This window comes from Ruegeria sp. AH12, from assembly GCF_056541465.1.
The window spans coordinates 1-738 of record NZ_JBQFYL010000144.1 but is presented as its reverse complement, the minus strand read 5'-3'; the positions used below and the strand labels follow the sequence as shown (position 1 = coordinate 738).

Annotated in this window: 1 pseudogene; it reads left to right on the top strand. The window is 49.2% G+C overall.

Annotated elements, in window-relative coordinates:
• Positions 1 to 426 (top strand): annotated as a pseudogene (locus ACR0EL_RS22215) (integrase core domain-containing protein); the annotation flags it as partial.
• Positions 427 to 738: the final 312 nt, after the last annotated feature.

The window sequence follows — 738 nt, the reverse complement described above, 5'->3', positions numbered from 1 at the left end:
ACGTTATTGATGTGTATAGGCGGGAGTGCTTGGCGATTCGCGTGGACCGAAAGCTGAGCTCCGGCAATGTCATCGACGTGCTGAGTGACCTGTTCATCATGTGAGGTGTGCCAAGCTAGATTCGCTCCGACAATGGCCCTGAGTTCGTTGCCGTGGCGGTGCGGCTGGATCAATGCAGTTGGAGCAAAGACCGCATACATCGAGCCAGGCAACCCATGGGAAAACGGTTACTGTGAGAGTTTCAATGCGCGGCTCAAAGATGAGTTCCTGAATGGAGAAGTCTTCTACAGCCCAAAAGAAGCGCAGATTTTGACCGACGAATGGAGGAGGCACTACAACACTAAACGCCCGCACGGTGCTCTGGGATATAAGCCACCAGCGCGAGAAACCATCGTTCAGATGGACCAAAGGCTGGTCATGCACTAACAATCAAATTGGACCACACAAGTGGGACTGATCAACTTCAGTGAAGGGAGAATCAATTCGAGGGTCATAAAAGAATAGAGATAGAGCGCTGGGAGAATGTTCCACTTTTGGCCACGCTTCAGACTATTCCAGAAAGATACCAAACTGCCTCAATTCAAAACTGTACCGAATACAAGGAGAGAATTCGCTCGAATTACCGGAGAGGTGACAAAATCCTTGGCCATGCACGAACAGCTATGACATGACCTATGAGTGTGACAATGCCACATAGTGGAATAAGACATTTGTGACGATGAAATTGGTACCTCTTGC